This is a genomic window from Gemmobacter sp. (assembly GCF_016792925.1).
Taxonomy (GTDB): Bacteria; Pseudomonadota; Alphaproteobacteria; order Rhodobacterales; family Rhodobacteraceae; genus Gemmobacter.
Genome location: NZ_JAEULU010000089.1, coordinates 1 through 22,946 on the forward strand (window position 1 = coordinate 1; position 22,946 = coordinate 22,946).

A 22,946-nucleotide genomic window follows, 5' to 3' on the forward strand; every position below is an offset into this window, starting at 1 on the left:
CGGCGGGTCAGGATCGCGGGCGCATCCGGGCCAATGGCACTTTGCGCCAGTTCACGCAAGCGCGGGTAAAACGCTGCCTGCCCCACCACGATCCGGGGCTGCCACGCGCGCAGTTTCGCATCCGCGCGCATCGTGGCCAGATCGGCGGCATCCGCGCCGCGATCCGCCTGATAGAGTTGCCGATCAAGGCTTTCGATGGCTGGCAGCCTGTCGATGTCAAAATCAGCAAGTGCCGCGAGATCGTCAGGATGCGCGTCGATCCAGCCTTGAAAGGCCGCGATGACAGCGCCGGTTTCTGCCAGCCCGAGGTCTTGCGCGCCCTCCGCAGCCCAGCCCAGAATGCGCGCTGGCCCGCCCCCGTGAAACCCGGCCGCGTTGGACATGAACTGCCCATGGCCGCCGTTTTCAACCTGCCCCTTGTAATAGCTCAGGCAAAAGAGGTTGCGCAGGTCGGAGGGCAGAGCGCTCCACCCAAATCCGGCTTCCAGCAGGGCGGAGACTTGATCATACAAGAGGGAAAGCAGGCTTTCGCGCCCCTCAAGGCCATCTTCGGTCACAACAAGGGACAGAGTCACAATTGCTACTCCCGAACGGATACCTTGCGATGCACTTGCCGCAGGGCGCCTGCCAGATCGGCCTTCAGAGCGGCGAAATCGCGGTCGATGGTCACGCCGGGGCGGCCGACCAGCACATAATCCCAGCCGGGTTCGCACAGGCCCGGCAGCACGGCGCGCACCACCTCGCGCAGGCGACGCTTGGCGCGGTTGCGCATCACGGCATTGCCGATCTTCTTGGAGCAGGTGAAGCCCACCCGCACGGCATCCGACCCGTCATCGCGCCGCCGGGCCTGCACCAGAAAGCCCTGGGTGCCCTGCCGTCGCGCCTGCGCGGCGCGCAGAAAATCCGCACGCTTGGCCAGAATTGTATAGGTCAGACATGACGAAACCGCCGCGAGGCGGTCGGAAGCATCATCCTTGCGGTCTGCTTCCTCGGCCAGCGGCGGTGTCATGGCGTCTCTCCTCCTCCGGCCCTCGAAAGGGCCAGCGGAAATCAAGCCGACAGCTTGGCGCGGCCCACGCGACGGCGGGCAGCCAGCACCAGACGGCCGCCTTTGGTGGCCATGCGGGCGCGGAAACCATGGCGGCGCTTGCGCACCAGGTTCGACGGTTGATAAGTGCGTTTCATCGCGGCTCTCCGATACGGATCGTTCAAATGCAGCCCGAACCCATATAGATGAATCCCATGGGATTCGGAGGGCCGCGGCAACTGAGGCCCGTTCCTTAGAGGCGGGGCGGGGCCAAGTCAACGCCAAGCGGCAATCCGGCAGTGAATTTTCCGCCCGCTGACAGCATCGCGGCCACCACTGCCCTGTTTTTCCCGTCGCCGCTTTGCTAGATCAGGGAAAAGTGGCGCAGAAGGGCAAAGGTGTGACGGGCGGGGCGGTGCAAAAACTGGCGGCGCGAATCCTCAATACCCTGTCGGGGCGCTTCCTGCTGCTGACGCTGGCCTTTGTGTTGCTGGCCGAAGTGCTGATCTTTGTGCCCTCGGTGGCGCGGTTCCGGCTGGATTATCTGCAAGCCCGGCTGGAGAAAGCCCAGATCGCCTCGCTGGCGCTGGAGGCGGGCGGCATGGTCTCGGCCGATCTGGAGCGCGAATTGCTGGCCAATGCGGGCGTGTTCAACGTCGTGCTGCGGCGCGATGAGGTGCGGCAACTGGCGCTGTCCTCCCCGATTCCCGAACCCGTCGCCGCCAGCTATGACCTGCGCATGGATGGGCCATTCGACCTGATCCATGATGCCCTCGCCGTGATGCTCGATCCGCAGGACAAGGTGATCCGCGTGATCGGCCAGCCGGTGCAGGAGGCGGGCCTGCTGATCGAGATCACGCTGCGCCAAGGCCCGCTTCGGCGGGAGCTGGTCGATTTCGGCACGCGTATCCTGCTGATTTCGGCCCTCATCAGCGCGATCACCGCCGGGATGCTGTTCTTTGCCACGCGCCGCCTGATCCTTCTGCCGATCCGCCGCGTTGTGCGCCATATGCAGGCCTATGCCGCCGCGCCCGAGGATGCGCGGCTGGTCATCACCCCCACCGCCCGCGTGGCCGATCTGCGCGAAGCCGAAGATGCCCTCGCTTCCATGCAGACCGAATTGATCGGTGCCTTGCGCCAGAAGGAGCGTTTGGCGCAACTGGGCGGGGCTGTGGCGAAGATTGCGCATGATCTGCGCAATATCCTCACCTCGGCGCAGCTTTTTGCCGACCGGATCGAACAAAGCGCCGATCCCGGCGTGGCCCGCGCCGCGCCCAAGCTGGTGGGCTCGATCACCCGCGCGGTGAACCTGTGCGAGGCGACGCTGGCCTTTGGCAAGGCCGAGGAACACCCGCCGCGCCTGACCCGCTTTGCCCTGCGCCCCCTGCTGGAGGAGGTGGCCGAGGGCGAGGGCCTGTCGCCCGACAGCGATCCCGCCTGCCTGCTGGATGCGCCCCCCGGCCTGATGCTGCGCGCCGATGACGAGCAGTTGCATCGCGTTCTGTCAAATCTGTTGCGCAACGCCCGCCAGGCCATCGAGGCCACCGGCCAGCCCGGCACCATCGAGCTGTCCGGCGGCGAGAACGAACAGGGCTGGTGGATCCGTATCGGCGATACCGGGCCGGGCCTGCCGCCCCGCGCCCGCGAGAATTTGTTCCGCGCCTTTCAGGGCGGGGCGCGCAAGGGCGGCTCTGGTCTTGGCCTCACCATCGCTGCCGAGCTGATCCGGGGCCATGGCGGGCGGCTGGACCTGCTGCGCAGCGATTCCGAGGGGACAGAGTTCCTGATTCAGCTGCCACGCGGCGGCGGTCTGGACGAAGAAGCCCCTCTTGGCATCGCCCAAGCCTAGGTGACACATAGGTTTTTTCAGAAATTTGCACTTTCTGCATTTTTGGCCCTTGTGTCCCCCCGACCCCGCAGCTAAACACCCCCTCAAGACGGACCCGTAGCTCAGCTGGATAGAGCATCAGACTACGAATCTGAGGGTCGGGCGTTCGAATCGCTCCGGGTCCGCCACTTCCTCACCGCACATACGGCAAAAGCAAATCCCCTCAGGGGATGCATGGCCAGTTCAATTCTGTGACGCGCTTTGCACGCGCCACGCGCGCCGGTGCTTTCGCAACAAACCTTCGCCCCGCCCGATCCTGTTGCCGCGCGGCACAGTCAGATCAGTGCCCCCGGCCCGCAGAGCCGGGGGCAGCTGCGCTTACATCGCGTCCAGCAGCGCCTCGCCGCCGGAAATCGAGCATTGGCCGGGGCTGTCCTCCACTTGCAGCACCTTCACCACGCCATCCTCAGCCAGCAGCGCATAGCGCTTGGAGCGGTTGATCAGCCCGGCCGGGGGGGCGCTGAAATCAAGCCCGATGGCCTTGATGAATTCGGATTGCGCATCGCCCAGGAAGGTGATGCCAGCCGCCGCAGCGCCGGTGGCCTCGCCCCAGGCCTTCAGCACGAAGGGATCATTGGCCGAGATGCAGATCACCTCTGCCACGCCCTTGGCGGTCAGCTTGTCCATGTTGCGCATGAAGCTGGGCACATGGGCGGTGGTGCAAACGCCGGTATAGGCGCCCGGCAGACCAAAGATCACAACCTTGCGGCCCGCCAGCTTGGCGCCCAGATCCACCGATTCCGGCCCGTTTTCGCCCATGCGCAGCAGGTTGGCGCCCGGCAATTTATCCCCTACGGAAATCGTCATTCTTCGTCCCTCTCGCGCGTTGCGTTTCTACTCGCCCCAGATATAGGGTCCAACCGGGAACAGAGCCAGAGGGCGGGGGATCGGATGTCGCATTTCGTGGTGGTGGGGGCCGGTCAGGCCGGGTCGGCGCTGGTGGCGAAGCTGCGGGCCGAGGGCTTTGCCGGTGACATCACCCTGATCGGCGAGGAGCCGGTGCCGCCCTATCAGCGCCCGCCGCTGTCCAAGGCCTATCTGCTGGGCGAGATGGGGCTGGACCGGCTGTATCTGCGCCCCGAGGAGTTTTACGCCGACAAGGGCATCACGCTGCGCCTTGGCCAGAAGGTGACGGCCATCGACCCCGCCGCCCGCACGATCACGCTGGGCGACGAGGTTCTGGCCTATGACGAGCTGGCACTGACCACCGGCTCTACCCCGCGCCGCCTGCCAGCGGCCATTGGCGGCGATCTGGGCGGCGTCTTCACCGTGCGCACGCTGGCCGATGTGGATGCGATGCGCGCGGCCTTCACCCCCGGCAAGTCGGTGGTCATCATCGGGGGCGGCTATATCGGGCTGGAGGCGGCGGCGGTGGCCGCAAAACTCGGCCTGACCGCCACCGTGGTCGAGATGGCGCCGCGCATCCTGCAACGGGTGGCCTCGCCAGAAACCTCAGGCTATTTCCGTGACTTGCACGCCGCGCATGGGGTGCGGATCATCGAGGGCACCGGGCTTGAGCGCCTGCTGGGCACGGGCCATGTGACCGGCGCCCGCCTGACCTCGGGCGAAGAGATCGCCTGCGATTTCGTCATTGCGGGTGTGGGCATCCTGCCCGTCACCGATCTGGCCGAGGCGGCAGGCTGCGTGCTGGAAAACGGCATCCGCACCGATGCGCAGGGGGCCACCTCGGTGCCGCATATCTGGGCGGCGGGCGATTGCGCCAGCTTTCCGCACAAGGGCGGCCGGCTGCGGCTGGAATCGGTCGGCAATGCCATTGATCAGGCCGAGGTGGTGGCCGAAAACATGCTGGGCGCAGGCAAGGCCTATGAGGCGAAGCCGTGGTTCTGGTCGGATCAATACGAGTGCAAATTGCAGATCGCGGGCCTGAATACCGGCTATGACCGCATCACCACCCGCCGGAGCGAAGGCGCGATTTCCTTCTGGTATTACGCGGGCGACACCCTGCTGGCGGTGGATGCGATGAACGATCCGCGCGCCTATATGGTGGGCAAGCGTCTGATCGAGGCCGGGCGCTCGCCCGATCCGGCGGCGGTAGAAACAGTGCCGGATCTGAAAGCCCTGCTGAAATGAGGATCATCGGCGGCGCATCGCGGGGTCTGAAACTGGCGGAGGTGGGCGAGGGCGACCCCTCGGCCCATCTGCGCCCCACCTCGGACCGCGTGCGCGAAGCGATCTTCAACCTTCTGATCAATGGCCGCGTCGCGCAATCGGGCGACCCGATCACCGGCGCCCGCGTGCTGGACCTGTTTGCAGGCACCGGCGCGCTTGGGCTGGAGGCGCTGTCGCGCGGCGCGGCGCAGGTGGCCTTTGTGGATGACGGCGTGGCTGCGCGCGCCCTGCTGCGCCGCAATATCGAGCTGATGCGCGCCATGGGCGTGACCGACATCTGGCGCCGCGATGCCACCAGCATGGGGCCGAACCGGGGCGCCGCTTACGGCCTCGTGTTCATGGACCCGCCCTATGGCAAGGGCCTTGGCGAGCGCGCATTGGCCTCCTGCATGGCGGGCAGTTGGCTGGCCCCCGGTGCGTTGATCGTCTGGGAGGAAAGCGCCGCCCCAGAAACACCCGCAGGGTTTGACCTGATCGACCAGCGCAGCTATGGCAGCACTGTGATCACCCTGCTGAAAGCGCCATGACCGATGACATCCGCCTGACGATCCGCCCCACACCCGGCCAATCGTCGGCGGCGATGATGCGGGCCATCCATGCCAGCCCCGGCCAGAGGTGGCGCAGATTGATGGCCATAGCGCTGATCACGGGCGGCGCCTATGCCTGTGGTCTGGCGATGAGCGCCTGGATCGGAGTGCGCTTCGAGATCGGCTTTGCCATCACCTTGGCAACCCAGCTGGGCTGCGTGACAGGCTCCATGCTGACCGCGCGTCTCAATGGCGCCGCGCTGCACTGCCTTCAGGCGGGCGACTGGCGCTGGACGCAAGGCACGCCGCTCACGCTCACCCCGGCGGGCGTGGTCACCGAAGCCAGGCTGATCCCTTGGGACATGGGCAAAGGCATCAGCCGGATGCCCGGCATCACCGTGCTGCATCTGGGCGAAATCGACACCATCGCCGTGCCGGATGCCGATCTGCCGCCGGGCGTGACGCCAGAGACCCTCGCCGCCCGGGTCAAAAGCTGGAGATCGCCTTGCGCGCCGTTCTGAAACCCGCCCACCCAAAACCTGCCGCCGTGCTGTTTGACTGTGACGGGGTGGTCGTCGACAGCGAACCCGCCACCTTTGACCTGCTGGCCCAAGACCTCGGCCAACGCGGGCTGCACCTGCCCCGCGCCGAGATGGAGCGCCTGTTCCTCGGCGGCACGATCGAGCGCTGCGGCAGTATCGCCGCCGGGCTGGGCGCCGATATTCCCGAGGGGTGGTCAGCACAGTTCTACGAAAAGCTGTATGCCCGCCTGGCCAAGGAAACCGCGCTGATGCCCGGAATCCTCACGGTCTTCGAGGCGCTGGAGGCCGCAGGCATCCCCTTTGCCATCGGTTCCAACGGCACCCTGCACAAGATGCAAGTAACCTTGGGCCAACATCCCGGCGTGCTGGAACGGCTGGCAGGGCGCATCTTTTCGGGGCGCGACCTGAACATGCTGAAACCGGCCCCCGATCTTTACCTGCACGCCGCGCGCTGCCTTGGCGCCGATCCGGCCGCTTGCGTGGTGATCGAAGACAGCGCCCCCGGCGCGCAGGCCGCCCGCGCCGCCGGCATGCGCTGCATGGGCTACGCCCCCCATGGCGCCAGCCCGGCCCTTCTGGCCGAAGGCGCCGAGCCTTTCGCAGACATGACAGCGCTGCCCAAGCTGCTGGGCCTGTAAGACAGGGGGCGCGCGCGCCCCCTCGGGCCTTCGGCCCTCACCCCCTGCGGATATTTCCGAACAGAAAATGAGCAGGGCGGCAGACCTTCATTTTCTGTTGAAAAATATCCTCGGGGGGAGGCCCCGCAGGGGCCGTGGGGGGCAGACAGCCCCCCTGCCTGCTGTCAGCCGCGCAGCAGGCGCCCGATCCGCGCGATTCCCTCGTCGATCTGCGCCTCGGACGCGCAGGAGAAGGATAGCCGCAGCGTGTTGCGGTTTGATCCATCGGCGTAGAAGGCCCCGCCCGGCACGAAGGCCACGCGCTGTTCCGCAATGGCCCGCGCCAGCAGCGCGGCGCCGTCCATGCCCTCGGGCAGGGTCAGCCAGATGAACATGCCGCCCTCGGGCCGGGTATAGCGCACGCCCTCCGGCAGCTCGCGCGCCAGCGCCGCCAGCATCCGGTCGCGCCGCGCCCCATAGGTGGCGCGCAATTTGGCGGTGTGGCTTTCAAACATGGCCGAGGCCACGCGATGCGTGGCAATCTGGCTCAGCGTCGAGGAATGCAGATCCGCCGCCTGTTTCATCAGCACCAGCCGTCCGATCACCGGCTTCGCCGCGCAGACCCAGCCCACCCGCAGACCCGGTGCCAGCGATTTGGAGAAAGACCCGCAATAGATGGTGCGGCAGTCCTCGATACTGCCCTTCCGCGCGATCTCCAGCGCGAGGATCGGCGGCACCGGTTCGCCGTCAAAGCGCAGCACCTGATAGGCGGCATCCTCGATCACCGCGATGTCCAGCGCCTCGGCCTGATCCAGCAGCGCCTCGCGGCCTGCGCGCGGCACGGTCTCGCCGGTCGGGTTGCAGAAATCGGCGGAAAGATAGGCGAATTTCACCCGCCCTCCGGCCGCCGCCGCCTCGGCCTGCACCTGCGCGGGATCGGCATTCGAGAACGGGTCCAGCCGCAGATAGCGCGGCTCATAGGCGTTGAAGGCCCCAAGCGCGCCCAGATAGGTGGGCCAGCCCACCATCGCCGTATCATTGGGCGAGAGCATCAGCTTGCCCAGATAATCCAGCGCCTGCTGCGAGCCGGAGGTGATGAGGATATTGTCGGCATCACAGGGCACGCCAATCTTGCCCATCTCGCCGGCGATCCAGTCGCGCAGCGGCTTATAGCCCTCGGACACCGAATATTGCAGCGCCGCCGAGGCCTGTTCGGTCATCGCCGCCGCAAAGGCCTCGGCAAAGGCCTGCGCGGGAAACAGCGCCGGATCGGGGATGCCGCCCGCGAAAGAGATGATGTCGGGCTGATCCAGCAGCTTCAAAAGCTCGCGGATTTCCGACGCCTTCATCCTTGTGCTGCGCGTTGCCAGCACCTTGTCCCACTGCATGCCATCCTCCCCGATGCGAGTCGGGTGGAAACCTGCGTCAGGGCGCGGAACAAGTCAACAGTGCTGACCTTGATCGGGGCGCCTATCAGGCACCCCGGTCACGCCTCACAGGATCAAATCATCCAATGTCAGGGTCTGAACACCGGCCACCCGGATACGAAGATCCGCGCGCGCGTTCCCGTCGACATCCGCCATCAGAAAAACACCGCCCGTGTAGCTTTCGACCCAGACCGAATGCGCAGCTGGCCCTCTGCGCGAGAAGGCAAAGGCGTCATCGCTGCCCATCGTCTGAACGCGTGCGTCAATGGCGCTCAAATCAATCACATCATGTGCGCGATTGAATTCGCGGAGTGTGTCGACACCTTCGCCCCGGCGACTGTCATGGATGCCATTGAACACAATCACATCGCTATCTGCATCCTGCCCCAGGAAATGCACGTCACGACCGTTGCCGCCCGCCAGGGTGTCGCGGCCGCCACCGCCAAACAGCATGTCGTTACCCGCGTCGCCATTGAGACGGTCATGGCCTTCATGCCCGGCCATGCGATCATCGCCTTCGGCGCCAAAAATCAGATCCTGACCGACTTCGCCGTGCAAGGTGTCTCCCTGCTGGCCCCCCAGCAGCGTATCGTCGCCATCCCCGCCCACAAGCGAATCCGCGCCATTCATCCCGTTCAGATTGTCATTGCCGCTTTCGCCAAACAGCTGGTCTGCGTGATCATTTCCGGAAAGGCTGTCAGCGCCCTCTCCACCATAGATCGTGTCGCGACCGTCATCGCCACTGACCTTGTCGTCACCGACCCGGCCATAGACCACATCATGTCCGTCACCCGCATCAAGCGTATCCCCGTAGCGGTTGCCATAAATGCGGTCATGGCCACGCGTCAGCAGATAACTCAGGTTGGACGTGCGAACATCAATCCCGGTGGCGCCGAAAACAAGTGCGTCGGTCCTGATTTCGGCATTGCGAATGGTGTAATCATAATACCCATGCACATCGACAAGGAATCCGAATGACAGATTTTGGGGCGAATACCTCACAGTCACCCAAACCGTGTCGGAATCGCGCCAGCTGGTGCTGGTTTCCGGTGTGCCCCATCCGCGCAAGTCGCTGTTGAAAACATCGCCATTTTGCAAAACTCCGCCCGTCCCGAGCGCGTCGTAAAAAGTCAAAGTTGCCATAAGACTGGTAATACTCCTTAAAAGCGTGCCGGGTTATGCCCCCCGCACGGTGTCGATCATCAAGCGCACATTCTCCGGGTCGGCATCCGGAGTGATTCCATGGCCGAGATTAAAGATATGCGGCCCCTTGCGGAAGGCGTTCACCACCCGCAGCGTCTCCGCCACCAGCGCATCGCCCCCCGTCACCATATGGCTGGAGGCAAGGTTGCCCTGCACGCAGCCGCCGGGTTGCACATGTTCCGCCGCCCATTCAGGGCTGACCGAATTGTCGATGGCCACGCAATCGGCCCCGGTCGCGGCGGCGAAGCCGACATAGCCCGGCCCGGCCTCGCGCGGGAAGGCGATGATGGGCAGGCCGGGGTGGCGGGCTTTCAGCTCGGCGATGATGCGGGCCGCCGGTTTCAGTGCGAATTCGGTGAAATCTTCGCCGTGCAGGCTTCCGGCCCAGCTGTCGAACAGCTTCACCACCTCGGCACCCGCCTTCACCTGCTCGGACAGATATTCAATCGTCGCCTCCGTGATCAGGTCGATCAGCGCGGCAAAGGTGGCCCGATCTGCGGCTTTCAGCGCATGGGCCGGCCCCTGATCCTTGGTGCCGCGCCCCGCGATCATATAGGTCGCCACCGTCCAGGGCGCGCCCGCAAAGCCGATCAGCGTGGTTTCGCGCGGCAGGTCGCGCGACAGGCGGCGCACGGTTTCATACACGGGCGAGAGCGTGTCATGAATGGCATGGACGGGTTTCAGCGCGTCCAGCTCGGCCCGCGTGGTGATGGTGGACAGCCGCGGCCCCTCGCCGGTCTCGAACCACAGATCAGCCCCAAGCGCCTGACAGATCAGTAGAATATCCGCGAACAGGATCGCCGCATCAAAGCCATAGCGCCGGATCGGCTGCAAGGTGACCTCGGCAGCCAGTTCCGGGTTGTAGCACAGTTTCAGAAAATCGCCCGCCTGCGCCCGGGTCGCGCGATATTCCGGCAGATAGCGCCCGGCCTGACGCATCATCCAGATCGGCGGCGTCGGCAGCACCTCGCCTTTCAGCGCGCGGAGGATCAGCTTCTCGGTCATGGCGGGGCTCCTGTTCATCGGCCCTGACTTGCGCGGCGGGCGGCCCCAAGTCAAGCGCTGCGAATGTCGCAAGCCCCCTGCGACGCTTGCCCCGTTGAAAGGCCGCGCGGGCGGGGCTATGGCTAGGCCATGTCGATCATGCTCCCCTCCCCCGCCGCCCCTTTGAACATTGGCACCCGTGGCTCGCCCTTGGCGCTGGCCCAGGCGCATGAAACCCGTGCCCGCCTGATGGCCGCCTTTGGCCTGCCCGAAGAGGCGTTTCAGATCGTGGTGATCAAGACCACCGGCGACCGGGTGCTGGATCGCCCGCTGAAAGAGATCGGCGGCAAGGGTCTGTTCACCAAAGAGATCGAGGAGGCCCTGCTGGCGGGCAGCATCGACATCGCGGTACATTCGATGAAGGATATGCCGGTGGCGCAACCCGAGGGGCTGTTGCTGGACACCTATCTGCCGCGCGAGGATGTGCGCGATGCCTTCGTCTCGCCCCATGTGGCGCGGCTGGCGGATCTGCCGCAGGGCGCGGTGGTGGGGTCTTCCAGCTTGCGGCGGCGGGCGCAGCTGGCGTCGCGGCGGCCCGATCTGCAGCTGGTCGAGTTTCGCGGCAATGTGCAGACCCGGATGAAAAAGCTGGAGGATGGCGTGGCGGTCGCGACGTTCCTTGCCATGGCGGGGCTGAACCGGCTGGGCATGGCGCAGGTGGCGCGCTCGGCCATCGAGGTGGACGAGATGCTGCCAGCCGTGGCGCAAGGCGCCATCGGGATCGAGCGGCGCGCCGATGACAGCCGCGCGGCCGAGATGCTGGCCGCCATCCATCACGGCGAAACCGGGCTGCGGCTGGCGGCGGAACGCGCCTATCTGGCGGCGCTGGATGGCTCGTGCGAAACCCCGATTGCGGGGCTGGCAACGCTGGAGGGCGGCACGCTTACCCTGCGCGGCGAGATCCTGCGCCCCGACGGGTCCGAGGTGATCACGGGCCAGATGCAAGGCCCGGTGGCCGATGGCGCGGCGCTTGGGCAGGCCCTCGCGCGTGATCTGCTGGCCCAAGCCCCCAAAGGGTTTTTCGACTGGCGGTGAGGGCTTTAGAGCCCCGCCACACCCATCTTCTGCAAGGCCCGCACGGCGTCATCCGCGCCTTCGCAGGCCTTGAGGCGCACCGCCACGCGGCTGGCATAGCCAAAGCGCCCCATCTTGGCGGGGGACAGGGTGATCACCAGCCCCTCGGCGCCGATCCCGGCCCCGGCGATGGCATCCTCGGCGCCGAAATCCTCGTCATTCACCTCGAACCAGATCGGGCCACCGCCGACCGGCTGGCGGAACAGCGCATAGGCCTCATCGCGGGCATCGACAAAGCCCACGAAAACCTGACCATCCTCCGTGGCGACCGTCGCATAGGCCGCCTTCACCACCAGATCGGTCATCGCATCATTCCCATTTCGCAATCGGCGGCAGGCTCATCAGCACGGCCTCGGCATTATGGCCGCTTTCCAGCCCGAACTTGGTGCCGCGATCATAGACCAGATTGTACTCGGCATAGAGGCCCCGGTGGCGCAGCTGCGCCTCGCGGTCCGCCTCGGCGGCGGGGGTGCCAAGGCGGGCTTGCGTCACCGGCAGGAAGGCGGGCAGGAAGGCGCGGCCCACATCCTGCGTGAAGGCGAAATCGGCCTCCCAGTCGCCGGTGTTCAGATCGTCATAGAAAATTCCGCCGACGCCCCGCGCCCGTCCGCGATGGGGGACAAAGAAATACTCATCGGCCCATGCCTTGAATTTGGCATAGTAATCAGCGGCATGAGCATCACAGGCCGCTTGCAGCGTGGCGTGGAAATGCGCGGTATCCTCGGGATATTCGATGCAGGGGTTCAGGTCGGCCCCGCCACCGAACCACCAGGCATGCGGGGTCCAGAACATGCGGGTATTCATGTGAACCGCTGGCGTATGGGGGTTCTGCATATGGGCGACAAGGCTGATACCGCTGGCCCAGAAGCGCGGATCTTCCGCCATGCCCGGCACGCCGCGCGCCGCCATCGAGCGCTGCGCCCGCTCGCCCAGGCTGCCCCAGACGGTCGAGACATTGACGCCCACCTTCTCGAACACCCGGCCCCGGCGCAAGACGCTCATCCGCCCGCCCCCGCCCGAGTCCCGGCTGGTTGGCGTCACCTCAAAGCGGGCGTCACTGCCCGCCTCGGCCTCCAGCCCCTCGAAGGCCGCAACGATCTGGTCACGCAGCGCATTGAACCAATCGGAGGCGCGCTGCTGCTGTGCCGAAAATTCCATCCCGCCCCCTCTCAATGCGCCGGCGCGGGCACGGCGTCACAAAGGCTGCGCCCACCATCCAGCACCACAATCTGCCCGGTCATGAAACTGGCCGCATCCGAGGCCAGATATTGCACCGTCTCGACGATTTCGGCGGCGGCGGCAATGCGACCAAGGGGGGTGCCTGCGATGATCGCCTCGCGGTGGTCCGGGGTCTCTTTCAGCTGCGCCTGAAGGCTCGCGCTCAGCACCGAACCAAGCGCCAGCGCATTCACCCGCACCCCATGCGGCGCCAGGGCCAGCGCAAGGCTGCGGGTCATCTGGTCGATCGCCGCCGAGGCGATGGACCAGCCCATCAGCTCGGGCCGCGACTGGCGCGCCGCGATGGAGGACAGGTTGATGATCGACCCGCCGCCGCCCTGCGCAATCATCCGCTTGGCGCAAAGCTGGCTGACGCGCAGGCTGGTCAGCACGTTCTGCTGCAACATCGCCTCCACCCCATCGGCCTCGATGCACAGCGGATCGGGCGAAAGCTGCACGACGCGGGCGGCATTCACCAGAATATCCACCCGCTCGAACGCGTCCATCGTGGCGGATAGCAGATTGGTGATCGCCAGCTTCTTGCACAGATCGCCACCGCGCAGGCGCAGCGGCCCTTCGGCGCGGGCCTCATCGCCCCATTCCGCCTCCAGCGCGACCTCGTCAATATCGGCGGCCATCACATTGGCGCCGCGATCCAGCAGATGCCGGGCGATGGCGAGGCCAAGCCCATGGGCCGCGCCGGTGACAATGGCAGTCTTGCCTTGAATCGACAGTGACATGGTTCAGGCCCCTTTGCGGCGGTCGGGATAGGCGGCGCGGATCACGCGGAAGGCGGTATCGCCCCCGACCTCCTCGATCTCGCGGAACAGGGCGCGCAGCGGCAGGTCATAGGGCAGATGGCGGTTCGCCACGAGCCAGAGCGTGCCATCGGGCGCCAGCATCCGGGCCGCCGCGCGCAGGAAGGCCACGCCCAGCATCGGGTCGGCCTCGCGCCCGGTATGGAAGGGCGGATTGCAGACCACCGCCCCCGCCAGATGCGGCACCTGCCACAGGGTTGCATCGGCCCAGTGGAACTGGGCGCGCGGGTCGGTGACATTCAGGCGTGCGCAATCCAGCGCGGCGGCCTCGGCCTCCACCAGATGCAGCTCTTTCACGCCGTCGCGTTGCAGGATGTGGTGGGACAGATAGCCCCAGCCCGCCCCCAGATCGACGACGCGCGACGGCAGTTTCGCAGGCAGCGCCGCCGCCAGCAGAGCCGAGCCGCGATCCACCCCATCGGCGGAAAACACACCGGGCGCGGTGGTAAACCCCTCCACCACCGCGGGCACGGCCACCCATTCCTCGGGCAAGGATGCCGCAGGAAAGGCAAAGATCTTGCCATGTGCCTTGGCCACGGCCTCGGTCACCGCCACACGGGCGCGGAGGTCTTTGTAGATGGCATCGACACCATCGGTTTTCTGGCCATCCACGATCACCGTGGCCCCCGCTGGCACCGCCGCCACGGCTGCCGCCAGCAGCGCCCGCGCCTCGGCCTTGGCGCGCGGCAGGCAGACCAGCGCCGCAGCAGCGGGCGCGGCCACAGTCGCCACCGCGAACCCGGCCTTGGCGAAATGATCCACATCGGGCTTGAAACCCGAGATGACCTGCACCCGGTCCTTCGGCAGCGCCGACAGATCATCGCCCGCGCGCGGGCGGAACACGGCCAGTTGCCCGGCCTCGGGCAGGGCAAAAGCGCCGGTTTCCAGCGCGAAATTCAGACGGACAGATTGCATGAGGGTCGGCGCGCCTGAGGCGCGCTCACTCCTTTTCCATGGTGCATTGCAGCGGGTGCTGGTGGCGGCGCGCAAAATCCATCACCTGCGCCACCTTGGTTTCCGCCACCTCGAAGGAAAACACGCCCACCACGGCGAGGCCCTTCTTATGCACGGTCAACATGATCTCGAAGGCCTGCGCATGATTCATGCCAAAGAACCGCTCCAGGATATGCACCACGAATTCCATCGGGGTGTAATCGTCGTTCAGCAGCATCACCTTGTACATGGGCGGGCGCTGCGTGCGCGGTTTGGCCTTGGTCAGGATAGCAGCATCCGATCCCGGGCCATTGCCGGTGCCGTTTCCGGCGTCGTTATCCGAAGTCATGATCGGGCGAAGGGTCAATGCACTCTCCGGGTGGCAGCGGATTCGGGATGGGCGGATTCGCGATTGGTTCTGGCGCGCAAGTATAGCGCAAAGCCGTGGAACGAAAAGGGGCTGGCGAAAATGCGCCGCATCCGGCAGGGTCGCGCCATGACGCGCATCACCTTTATCGGCTTCGACGCCGACGACACGCTGTGGCAGAACGAGACCTTCTTCCGGCTCACGCAAGAGCGGTTTGAACAGCTGCTGGCCGATCACGCCGACCGGGATCACCTGCATGACCGTCTGCTGGCGGCAGAGCGGCGCAATATCGGCCATTACGGCTTTGGCGTGAAGGGCTTCGTGCTGTCGATGATCGAGACCGCCATCGAGGTGACAGAGGGCCGCGTGGCCGCGCCCGTCATCGCCGAGCTGCTGGCCGCCGGGCGCGAGATGCTGGCCCATCCGATCCATCTGCTGCCCCATGCCCGCGAAGCGGTGGAGGCCGCCCGCGCCCATGGCGCGCAGGTGGCGCTGATCACCAAGGGCGATCTGCTGGATCAGGAGCGCAAGCTGGCGCAATCCGGGCTTGGCGATCTGTTCGACGCGGTGGAGATCGTCAGCGACAAGCGCGCCCCGGTCTATGCCCGCATCTTTGCCCGCCACGGCGTGACGGCCGAGGGCGCCATGATGCTGGGCAATTCGCTGAAATCCGATGTTTTGCCGGTGATCGAGGCCGGGGGCTGGGGCGTGCATGTGCCGCATCCGCTGACCTGGGCCTTTGAACATGCCGAGGCGCCCAGCGGAAATCCGCGCTTCGCGGAAATCGCCGATCTGTCGGGGCTTGGCCCGCTTCTGGGGGAAATCGACGCTTGATCTAGTGTTTGGCGCCAAATGGCCCACCACATCTGCCCATGTGCAGACATGCCACAGGCTAACTATGCCGAAATTATGGGGTTTTCGCCTGTCCTAACCTCGTGCTAAACTTCTGGACAAGGCCCCGGAAACAGGGGCGACCGAGGCAGAAACGAAGGCAAGGGGAAGCGACGTGGTTTCGCGACTTGGGCAGTTCGTCCGCAATTTTACATTGATGGCAACCTTCATCGTGGTCGCCGCCTGTTCCGCCACCAAGCCGACGCCCTCGGGCGCTGCGCCCTATGCGGCCTATGTGATGGACGCGCGGACCGGCGAAACGATCTACGAGACGAATGCCAATACACGGCTGCATCCGGCCTCGCTGACCAAGATGATGACGCTGTATATCGCCTTCGAGGCGATTGAACGCGGCGAGATCAGCCTGGACAGCATGGTCACGGTGTCGCGGCAGGCGGCGGGGCAGCCGCCGTCGCGGCTGGGGCTGAAACCCGGGCAGCGAATCGCGCTGCGCCACCTGATCCGCGCCGCTGCGATCAAATCGGCCAATGACGCGGCCTGGGCCATTGGCGAGGGCATTTCCGGCTCGCCCGAGAAATTCGCCCAGCGGATGAACCGCACCGCCAAGGCCATCGGCATGTCGAATTCCACCTTCGTCAATGCCAATGGCCTGACGGCGAAGGGGCATCTTTCCACCGCCAAGGACATGAGCGTTCTGGGCCGGCGGCTGTTCTATGATTTCCCGCAATATTACAACATCTTCTCGCGCCGCGAGACCGATGCGGGCGTGACCGATGTGGTTTCGACCAATCGCAAGTTCCTGGATGCCTACAAGGGCGCCGACGGCATCAAGACCGGCTTCACCAATGCGGCGGGCTTCAACCTGACCGCCTCGGCCGAGCGCAATGGCGTGCGGATCATTGCGACCGTGTTTGGCGGCACCTCCACCGCGCAGCGCAACGCGAAAGTGGCCGAGTTGCTGGATCTGGGCTTTGCCAGTGTGAAGCCGGGCAAGGCCACCGTGCCGCCGCCCGCCCCTGCCTATGAGGCCGCGCCCGCCGAAGAGCCCGCCTTGCTGGCTGATAGCAGCGATCCGAATGCCCGTGTGATGGGCGCCAAGACGGTGCGCGTGGCCGGAAGCGTGGCCAGCTCGCCGCGCCCGCGCCTGCGCCCGGCCCGAGCTGAAGAGACCCGCGCCGAGGCCGCCCCCGCCATGGTGGCGTCAGCCGCGCCGCCTGCCGGGGCAGAGGATGAGCTGGCCGAGATGATCGCCGCAGAAGTGGCCGTGAACGCCATGCAGGACGACATCTTCGGCGCCTTGGCCGAGGCGACCGGCGAGGCCCCTGCCCCTGCGGCGGCGGCGGCGGCCCCCATGGTCGAGGCCGTGGCCTTTGCCCAGATGCCGGACGCCGCGCCGCAACCGGCGCCCGAGCCCGAACACAAGCCGGTGGTGATTCACACCGCCACCCCGGTGGACGCGCAGCTGGTGATGGCGCAGGCCGAGCCGGAGCCGACCGCCGTGGAGGTCGTCACCCGTATCTCCACCTCGGGCGGGCGGCATTGGGGCGTGAATATTGGCCGGTTCCCCAGCCGCGTGGCTGCTGAACGCGCATTGACCACCACCATGCTGGAAGAAAGCGCCACACTGAACGAATCGCTGCGCAAGATCGTGCAGCGCTCCTCGGGTTATGACGCGAACTTCATGGGCCTCAGCCAGAAACAGGCAGAGCTGGCCTGCCTGCGCTTGCAGGCGCGTGGCACCCAGTGCTTTGCCATCGGGCCGTAAGCCTTCCGGGCGCAGAGACTGAAACTGAAAAAGCGCCGGTCAGGAAACCCTGACCGGCGCTTTTCGTTGCAGACCCGCTCAGACTGCGGCGCGGCGCATCAGGGCAAGCCCCCCGGCCAACGCCAGGAAACAGGCGCCACAAAGCGGCTCGATCCAGCGCCCCTGCCCGGCCTTGCCCTGCTGCGCCATCCGGCGGCCGAAAAACGCTCCGGCGGCGGCAAAACCCAGCAGCACCAGCAGGTCAATCCCGGCAAAGATCAGCGCCAGCATCACATATTGCATCGGCAGCGCCGCTTTCAGCTCGATGAATTGCGGCAGGAAGGCCGTGAAGAACAGATAACCCTTGGGGTTGGTCACCGCCGTCAGGAAACTGCGCCGAAACACCGGCCAAGGCCCGCTCGGCAGCTCGGCATTGCCCGCGCCCGTGGGGCCAGCAGCCTTGCGCGGCCACAGCATTCCGATGCCCAGCCAGCACAGATAGGCCACGCCCAGCCATTTCAGCAGGCTGAACCAGAACTGGGACGCCGCCAGCAGCGCGCCCAGACCCGCCGAAACCGCCGCGATCAGCACGAGGTCCGACAACACCGCCCCGGCAATCCCGAAGCCCGCCAGCCGCATCCCGAACCGCGATCCGTTGGTGAGGGCCAGCAGCGAGGTCGGGCCGGGGGTCACCACTGTCACAAAGGCGGCAAGGGAAAAGGTGGCAAGCGTCAGGCTCATCTCGGGGACTTTCTCTCTGGAAGCAGAAGCGCGAGGCCCACCAGCGCAAGGCTCAGCCCGCTGGCGAGGGTGCGCAACAGATTGCCGCTCAGCCAGGCTCCGGCATAATCGGCCCAGGCCTGCGCGGCGCTGGCGGGATCGACCAGCGGATCGACCAGTGCGAGGATCTGGTTCAAGGGCACGTTGATGGTGGCGGTGACCGCAATGACACCGCCCAGATGCACCAGCAGGGCCAGCCCCAGCACCGCCGCGCGCGCGCGTTCCCCCAGCAGGGCCATGATCACGGCAAAGCCCGCCAGAATCACCGGCGTGCCGAAAAACGCGGTTCCAAAGGCCATATTGCGCACGCTGGCATTCATCGCCTGCATCGCCCGGATGGCGACCGCAGGCTCGATCCGGTTCAGCCCGATCACGGTCGACCATTGCCATGCAAAGAAAAAGCCGAACATCGCGCCACAAAACAGCAGTGGCACCAAAAGCGTCGCGCGGCGCAGCCCGTCGGTGGTCATCGTCACACCTCCCGCTGGTCACTGGCATGGCGCACGCGATGCGCGCCATGCCGTTACCCGTGAAACCTGCAAAACCAGCCAACTCACTTAAAGCGTAATACTGGTTACGGCTTGCGGAGATGGGTAGCGAGGCTTACCCTTTGTGTCAAGCATCCACATGGGCTTTTTGGCGAATGAAGGAAGAAGCGCGCAACCAGAGGCAGCGCGACATTCTGGATGCCGCGCTCGCGCAGCTGATGGAAGCCGGATTCGCCGGCACGACCATGCAGGCCGTTGCCCGGCGTGCCGGGGCCTCGATGGAGACGCTGTATAACTGGTATGGCGACAAGGCCGGGCTGTTCCGGGCCATGGTGATGGCCAATATCCAGCATCTGCGCAGCCAGCTGGAAACCCATCTGCATGACCCGGCGGGGCCGGAGGCAGTGCTGGCGGCCTTCGGGCCGCGTTTGCTGGAGGTGCTGACCAGCGAGCGTGTCGTGGCGCTGAACCGCGCCGCCGTGGCCGATGCCAGTGGCGATCTGGGCCGCATCATTGCCAGTGCGGGGCGGCAAAGCATCGCGCCGCTGGTGGCGGGCGCCTTTGCCGAGGCTGACCGTCAGGGGCTTTTGCGGGTGCCCGATCCGCAAGAGGCGGCCGAGATCTATCTGGGCCTGTTGATCGGCGATCTGCAAATCCGCCGCGTGGTGGCCCGCATGCCGCCTCCCGATGCCGCCGAGATCGAGCGGCGGGCCAGCCGGGCGCTGCACATCAGCCTGGGGCTATGGGCGCCCGAGACCTGAGTGGCCGGCGCGCCTGGCCGCAGCGCCCCGGCAACCAATCCCACAGAAGGTGACATTTCTGCACACTTCACCATCGGCCCGGTCGCTAGGCTTGGGACGGGCGGCGGTGCTTGCGCCGCCTCCCTGACCCTGACCCCGAAAGCCGGAGAGTGGCCCATGAACATCCAGCACCCGATCGACACCGCGCCAGAGCATCTGCTGATCCCCGATGCCAAGGGCTATTTCGGCGCCTGGGGCGGGCCGATCGACGATCCGCGCGTGGGGGCCCTGTTGGCAGAGATCGGCGCGGCGCTGGATGTGGCTCTGGCCGACCCGGCCTTTCAGGCCGAAATGTCGCGCCTGCGCGCCACCTATATCGGCCGCCCCAGCCCGGTTTATCATGCCCGCAACCTTTCGGCGGATTGTGGCGGGGCGCAGATCTGGTTCAAGCGCGAAGACCTGAACCATACCGGCGCACACAAGATCAACCATTGCATCGGCGAGGTGCTGCTGGCCAAGCGCATGGGCAAAAAGCGCGTGCTGGCCGAAACCGGCGCGGGCCAGCATGGCGTGGCGCTGGCCACGGCTGCGGCCCTGCTGGGCATCGAATGCGAGATCCATATGGGCGTGGTGGATATTGCCAAGGAACACCCGAACGTCTCGCGGATGAAGATCCTCGGCTGCAAGCTGGTGCCGGTGGCGCGCGGCACCGGCACGCTGAAAGATGCGGTGGACAGCGCCTTTGACTCCTACATGCAAGACCCCGAAAACACCTTTTTCGCCATCGGCTCGGTCACCGGCCCCGCGCCCTATCCGCGCATGGTGCAGGGCTTTCAATCGGTGATCGGCACCGAGGCCCGCCGCCAGTTCACCGAGGCCACCGGCACCCTGCCCACCGAGGTGGCGGCCTGTGTCGGCGGTGGTTCCAACGCCATCGGGCTGTTCAGCGGCTTTATCGACGCGCCCGAAGTCGGGCTGGTGGGGATCGAGCCTTCGGGGCATGGGCTGGACACCGACAAGCACGCCGCCACGCTGACGCTGGGCAAGCCCGGCCATATGCACGGCTTTCGCTGCTATATGCTGCAAGACGATGATGGCGCGCCGCTGCCGGTGCATTCGGTGGCTTCGGGGCTGGATTATCCCGGCGTCGGGCCGCAACATTGCCACCTGAAAGACATGGGCCGCGCCCGCTATGAAAGCGCGACCGATGACGAGGCCTTTGACGCCTTCATGATCCTGTCGCGGCGCGAGGGCATCATTCCGGCGCTGGAAAGCGCCCATGCCGTCGCCTATGCGATCCGCCGCGCCCCGCAGATGCGCCCGGATCAGTCGATCCTGGTGAACCTCAGCGGGCGCGGGGACAAGGATATTGATTTCGTCATCCGCAGCCTTGGCCTGTGAGGCCAAGCCTGTGATTCTACGCCTGTGATACCCCTGCAAGGGGCCATGCTCCCTGCTGTTTTGACCGGAGGTTTCATGCCGTCAGACATCCCCGCCCCAGACCGCTTCCGCCCCGCCTTGCCCGAGGGCCACCCGAAACAGCGGGTGATCATCGCCATCACCGGGGCATCGGGCGTGATGATCGGTGTGCGTGCGCTGGAATTGTTGCAGCCGCTGCCCGAGGTGGAGACCCACCTGATCCTGTCGCCTGCCGGTCTGCGCACCCTGCGCGCCGAAACCGACCGGCGCCCCGAGGCGGTGCGGGCGCTGGCCGATCACGTTCACCCCTATGGTGACATCGGGGCCGCGCTGGCCTCTGGCTCGTTTCGCACGGCGGGCATGCTGGTGGCGCCCTGCACGGTCAAGACGCTCAGCGGCATCGCGCATTGCTATGATGACAACCTGATCGTGCGCGCCGCCGATGTCTGCCTGAAAGAGCGCCGCCCGCTGGTGCTGATGCTGCGCGAGACGCCGCTGCATGCGGGCCATATTGCCCTGATGGATCAGGCCACGCGCAACGGGGCCATCCTGATGCCGCCGGTGCCGGCCTTCTATGCGCGCCCGGCCAGTCTGGACGATATGATCACCCAGATGGCCGCGCGCGCGCTGGATGTGCTGGGCCTGCCGGTGCCTGCGCTGCACCGCTGGTGCGAGCCGCAGCCCAACCCCGCATGAGCCGGGCTTCATCGCCCTGTCACAAGGATCACGCAAGATTTATGCAACCAAGCCTTGCAAAGTTGGCTTCATTTTACAGCCACAAGATGCTAAAAGCCAAGCCACTCGGGGCCGGTTCACGTAGGTCGCGCAGAGGAGAGTATGATGGTCAAGGCGTTGCTGATTGATGATGATGTAGAGCTGGCCGAGCTCATGCATGTTGTTCTCACCAAATACAGTATCGACCTGGAAACCGCCCATACGCCAGATGCCGGGCTGAAAGCCCTGGAAAGCAACGATTACGACATCCTCCTGCTGGACATCATGCTGCCGCAGGTGAACGGGCTGCAACTGTGCCAGAAGATCCGCTACAGCCATGCCAGCTATCGTGACACGCCGATCATCATGCTGACGGCCCGCACCGATCTGACCGATATGGTGGTGGGGCTGGAGACGGGCGCCGATGATTATGTGAAAAAGCCGTTCGAGCCGCGCGAGCTGGTGGCGCGCATCAATGCCGTGCTGCGCCGCGTGGGCGTCAGCGATCCGCGCGAGGGGGAGCTGCTTCCCATGCCCGATCTGGCGGCGGTCGCGCCGACGGGCGGCCAGCGACAGCTGCATCTGGATGGCAATGTGCTGACCATCGACCCGCAGCGCGCGCAAGTGCTGGTGAACGGGGTGCGGCTGACCATCACCTCGATGGAGTTCGAGCTGATCGCCGCCATGTCGATCACCCCCGGCGAGATTCTCAGCCGCGATGCGCTGCTGGAGCGGGTGCATGGCTCCTCGGTGATCTATACCCGCAGCATCGACGCGCTGATTTATCGGCTGCGCAACAAGATCAAGGATGCGGGCGCGGATGCCGATTTCATCCGCACGGTGCGCGGGCGCGGCTATTCGCTGGTGGGCACGCTGTCGGAACACGCGGCCTGAACCGGCCCAGACAGCGCCGCGCGCCCTCAGATCAGCGACCGCCGGAAGGCCGGGCGCAAGCGGCTTGGCACCGTGGCATTGACATAGCTTTTGAACACCCCTGCCCCGCCGCGCAGCGCCTGCCACTCTGGCGCTTGCGAAGGGTCCATGCCCATGGGCCGATGGCCGGGCAGCGGGTGGCAATCCTCGGCCAGTTGCGCGCGGGTGGTCATGGCCCACAGCATATCCTCGTCGCACTGCACGCTCACATCGTCATCCACAAAGATCACGGTCTTGAGGAAAGGGCAGATGCGCGCCATGGCCTGCGCGGTGGCGGCCAGATCGCGCGGGGTCTCTGGCTTCAGCGCCGCATAAAGCAGCAGCATTCCGCCCCCGGCATGGGCAAAGCGCAGATCCTGCATCCCAAGCGCAGGCGGCAAGGCCAGTGCCAGCGCCAAGGCGCCGCCCAGACCCAGAATGGCCGATTGCTCGCGCCCCGGCCCGATCACCGATTGGAACAG

At 66.0% G+C, this 22,946-nt stretch carries 26 protein-coding genes, 1 tRNA gene and 1 pseudogene; 13 read left to right on the plus strand and 15 right to left on the minus strand.

Annotation, left to right across the window (positions count from 1 at the left end; all coding sequences use genetic code 11):
- The 3 genes from JNN06_RS04520 to rpmH form a co-directional block, all read right to left on the minus strand.
- Window positions 1–575 (minus strand): DUF4375 domain-containing protein (locus JNN06_RS04520; RefSeq protein ID WP_291238398.1); only part of this gene is annotated, 575 nt, incomplete at its 3' end.
- Between the two features lie 5 nt (window positions 576–580).
- Window positions 581–1,009, minus strand: coding sequence for a ribonuclease P protein component (gene rnpA, locus JNN06_RS04525; RefSeq protein ID WP_291238399.1), 429 nt, complete (start codon window positions 1,007–1,009; stop codon window positions 581–583).
- 41 nt (window positions 1,010–1,050) lie between these two features.
- Entirely contained in the window at window positions 1,051–1,185 is a 135-nt protein-coding gene (rpmH, locus tag JNN06_RS04530; protein ID WP_291238400.1) for a 50S ribosomal protein L34, read from the minus strand.
- Between the two features lie 221 nt (window positions 1,186–1,406).
- Between rpmH and JNN06_RS04535 the strand changes: the two genes are divergently transcribed.
- Together JNN06_RS04535 and JNN06_RS04540 are read left to right on the plus strand one after the other, a co-directional pair.
- The gene (locus JNN06_RS04535; RefSeq protein ID WP_291238401.1) at window positions 1,407–2,876 is read left to right on the plus strand and encodes a HAMP domain-containing sensor histidine kinase; all 1,470 of its coding nucleotides are present in this window, start codon (window positions 1,407–1,409) and stop codon (window positions 2,874–2,876) included.
- A gap of 90 nt (window positions 2,877–2,966) precedes the next feature.
- A tRNA-Arg gene (locus tag JNN06_RS04540) sits at window positions 2,967–3,043 on the plus strand.
- 190 nt (window positions 3,044–3,233) lie between these two features.
- Here JNN06_RS04540 and JNN06_RS04545 read toward each other — a convergent pair.
- Window positions 3,234–3,722 (minus strand): peroxiredoxin, encoded by a 489-nt coding sequence (locus tag JNN06_RS04545; protein WP_291238402.1) that lies wholly within the window; start codon window positions 3,720–3,722, stop codon window positions 3,234–3,236.
- A gap of 84 nt (window positions 3,723–3,806) precedes the next feature.
- Between JNN06_RS04545 and JNN06_RS04550 the strand changes: the two genes are divergently transcribed.
- The 4 genes from JNN06_RS04550 to JNN06_RS04565 are packed head-to-tail and all read left to right on the plus strand — an operon-like array spanning window position 3,807 to window position 6,752.
- Entirely contained in the window at window positions 3,807–5,006 is a 1,200-nt protein-coding gene (locus JNN06_RS04550; RefSeq protein WP_291238403.1) for an FAD-dependent oxidoreductase, read from the plus strand.
- Window positions 5,003–5,572, plus strand: a complete 570-nt coding sequence (rsmD, locus tag JNN06_RS04555) for a 16S rRNA (guanine(966)-N(2))-methyltransferase RsmD (protein WP_291238404.1) — start codon at window positions 5,003–5,005, stop codon at window positions 5,570–5,572. The genes JNN06_RS04550 and rsmD overlap by 4 nt, the downstream gene beginning before the upstream one ends.
- Window positions 5,569–6,093 carry a hypothetical protein gene (locus JNN06_RS04560; protein WP_291238405.1) on the plus strand — a complete coding sequence of 175 codons (525 nt, stop codon included), beginning with the start codon at window positions 5,569–5,571 and terminating at the stop codon, window positions 6,091–6,093. Before rsmD ends, JNN06_RS04560 begins: the two co-directional genes overlap by 4 nt.
- Complete coding sequence (locus JNN06_RS04565) at window positions 6,078–6,752, plus strand: HAD-IA family hydrolase (RefSeq protein WP_291238406.1); 675 nt, start codon at window positions 6,078–6,080, stop codon at window positions 6,750–6,752. The genes JNN06_RS04560 and JNN06_RS04565 overlap by 16 nt, the downstream gene beginning before the upstream one ends.
- A 164-nt stretch (window positions 6,753–6,916) precedes the next feature.
- Here JNN06_RS04565 and JNN06_RS04570 read toward each other — a convergent pair whose 3' ends face one another.
- The 3 genes from JNN06_RS04570 to hemE form a co-directional block, all read right to left on the minus strand.
- The gene (locus tag JNN06_RS04570; RefSeq protein ID WP_291238407.1) at window positions 6,917–8,119 is read right to left on the minus strand and encodes a PLP-dependent aminotransferase family protein; all 1,203 of its coding nucleotides are present in this window, start codon (window positions 8,117–8,119) and stop codon (window positions 6,917–6,919) included.
- 105 nt (window positions 8,120–8,224) lie between these two features.
- Entirely contained in the window at window positions 8,225–9,292 is a 1,068-nt protein-coding gene (locus JNN06_RS04575) for a M10 family metallopeptidase C-terminal domain-containing protein (protein WP_291238408.1), read from the minus strand.
- Between the two features lie 42 nt (window positions 9,293–9,334).
- Window positions 9,335–10,366 carry a uroporphyrinogen decarboxylase gene (hemE, locus tag JNN06_RS04580; RefSeq protein ID WP_291238409.1) on the minus strand — a complete coding sequence of 344 codons (1,032 nt, stop codon included), beginning with the start codon at window positions 10,364–10,366 and terminating at the stop codon, window positions 9,335–9,337.
- A 129-nt stretch (window positions 10,367–10,495) separates the two neighbouring features.
- Here hemE and hemC point away from each other — a divergent pair, with 129 nt between their 5' ends.
- Window positions 10,496–11,440: a hydroxymethylbilane synthase gene (gene hemC / locus JNN06_RS04585; RefSeq protein ID WP_291238410.1), complete on the plus strand. Its 945-nt coding sequence runs from the start codon at window positions 10,496–10,498 to the stop codon at window positions 11,438–11,440.
- A 5-nt stretch (window positions 11,441–11,445) separates the two neighbouring features.
- Here the strand turns inward: hemC and JNN06_RS04590 are convergent, their stop codons facing one another.
- From JNN06_RS04590 to clpS, 5 genes are read right to left on the minus strand one after another with little or no spacing between them, the layout of a single operon-like run.
- Complete coding sequence (locus tag JNN06_RS04590; protein WP_291238411.1) at window positions 11,446–11,784, minus strand: hypothetical protein; 339 nt, start codon at window positions 11,782–11,784, stop codon at window positions 11,446–11,448.
- Between the two features lie 4 nt (window positions 11,785–11,788).
- Window positions 11,789–12,637, minus strand: coding sequence for an oxygen-dependent coproporphyrinogen oxidase (gene hemF, locus JNN06_RS04595; protein ID WP_291238412.1), 849 nt, complete (start codon window positions 12,635–12,637; stop codon window positions 11,789–11,791).
- A gap of 11 nt (window positions 12,638–12,648) precedes the next feature.
- Entirely contained in the window at window positions 12,649–13,437 is a 789-nt protein-coding gene (locus tag JNN06_RS04600; RefSeq protein WP_291238413.1) for an SDR family oxidoreductase, read from the minus strand.
- 3 nt (window positions 13,438–13,440) lie between these two features.
- The gene (locus JNN06_RS04605; RefSeq protein WP_291238414.1) at window positions 13,441–14,430 is read right to left on the minus strand and encodes a methyltransferase; all 990 of its coding nucleotides are present in this window, start codon (window positions 14,428–14,430) and stop codon (window positions 13,441–13,443) included.
- A gap of 25 nt (window positions 14,431–14,455) precedes the next feature.
- The gene (clpS, locus tag JNN06_RS04610; protein ID WP_291238424.1) at window positions 14,456–14,797 is read right to left on the minus strand and encodes an ATP-dependent Clp protease adapter ClpS; all 342 of its coding nucleotides are present in this window, start codon (window positions 14,795–14,797) and stop codon (window positions 14,456–14,458) included.
- Window positions 14,798–14,944: 147 nt separating this feature from the next.
- On the opposite strand from clpS, the gene JNN06_RS04615 reads away from it, so the two are divergent.
- Together JNN06_RS04615 and JNN06_RS04620 are read left to right on the plus strand one after the other, a co-directional pair.
- Entirely contained in the window at window positions 14,945–15,649 is a 705-nt protein-coding gene (locus JNN06_RS04615; RefSeq protein ID WP_291238415.1) for an HAD family hydrolase, read from the plus strand.
- A 214-nt stretch (window positions 15,650–15,863) separates the two neighbouring features.
- The gene (locus JNN06_RS04620) at window positions 15,864–17,432 is read left to right on the plus strand and encodes a D-alanyl-D-alanine carboxypeptidase family protein (RefSeq protein WP_291238416.1); all 1,569 of its coding nucleotides are present in this window, start codon (window positions 15,864–15,866) and stop codon (window positions 17,430–17,432) included.
- A 78-nt stretch (window positions 17,433–17,510) separates the two neighbouring features.
- Here JNN06_RS04620 and JNN06_RS04625 read toward each other — a convergent pair whose 3' ends face one another.
- Window positions 17,511–18,152: a LysE family translocator gene (locus tag JNN06_RS04625; protein WP_291238417.1), complete on the minus strand. Its 642-nt coding sequence runs from the start codon at window positions 18,150–18,152 to the stop codon at window positions 17,511–17,513.
- A complete protein-coding gene (locus JNN06_RS04630; RefSeq protein ID WP_291238418.1) occupies window positions 18,149–18,661 on the minus strand; it encodes an anthrone oxygenase family protein in 513 nt (170 codons plus the stop codon). Before JNN06_RS04630 ends, JNN06_RS04625 begins: the two co-directional genes overlap by 4 nt.
- Window positions 18,662–18,834: 173 nt before the next feature.
- Between JNN06_RS04630 and JNN06_RS04635 the strand changes: the two genes are divergently transcribed.
- From JNN06_RS04635 to JNN06_RS04650, 4 genes are all read left to right on the plus strand, one after another.
- A complete protein-coding gene (locus tag JNN06_RS04635) occupies window positions 18,835–19,440 on the plus strand; it encodes a TetR/AcrR family transcriptional regulator (RefSeq protein ID WP_291238419.1) in 606 nt (201 codons plus the stop codon).
- Window positions 19,441–19,596: 156 nt separating this feature from the next.
- Complete coding sequence (gene trpB, locus JNN06_RS04640; protein WP_291238420.1) at window positions 19,597–20,820, plus strand: tryptophan synthase subunit beta; 1,224 nt, start codon at window positions 19,597–19,599, stop codon at window positions 20,818–20,820.
- Window positions 20,821–20,895: 75 nt separating this feature from the next.
- Entirely contained in the window at window positions 20,896–21,534 is a 639-nt protein-coding gene (locus JNN06_RS04645) for a UbiX family flavin prenyltransferase (protein ID WP_291238421.1), read from the plus strand.
- Window positions 21,535–21,678: 144 nt separating this feature from the next.
- Window positions 21,679–22,446, plus strand: a complete 768-nt coding sequence (locus JNN06_RS04650) for a response regulator transcription factor (RefSeq protein WP_291238422.1) — start codon at window positions 21,679–21,681, stop codon at window positions 22,444–22,446.
- A 26-nt stretch (window positions 22,447–22,472) separates the two neighbouring features.
- Here the strand turns inward: JNN06_RS04650 and JNN06_RS04655 are convergent.
- A pseudogene (locus JNN06_RS04655) lies at window positions 22,473–22,946 on the minus strand (UbiD family decarboxylase domain-containing protein); the annotation flags it as partial.